This is a genomic window from Stenotrophomonas sp. SrG, from assembly GCF_050031795.1.
Lineage (GTDB): Bacteria > Pseudomonadota > Gammaproteobacteria > Xanthomonadales > Xanthomonadaceae > Stenotrophomonas > Stenotrophomonas rhizophila_A.
In genome coordinates, this window is the sequence record NZ_JBNBBE010001122.1 from 1 (window position 1) to 239 (window position 239).

Here is a 239-nt window from a genome sequence, read left to right on the forward strand (position 1 = left end):
TCCCGTTGAGGGTGTCGCAGATGACGGCATCGCCCACGGTCCTGGCCACCGGCACCGGTTCGCCGGTCAGCATCGATTCGTCCACCGTGGAACGACCCACCAGCACGCTGCCATCCACCGGTACTTTCTCGCCCGGCCGCACCCGCAGGCGGTCGCCGGGCTGCAGTGCCGTGCTGTCCACGTCTTCCGCGTCGCCATCCTCGCGCAGCACCCGCGCGGTTTTCGGTGCCAGCCCCAGC

1 pseudogene is annotated in these 239 nt (G+C 70.3%); it reads right to left on the reverse strand.

Annotated features, from left to right (window positions below):
- A pseudogene (locus ACQG3P_RS22955) lies at window positions 1–239 on the reverse strand (copper-transporting ATPase); the annotation flags it as partial.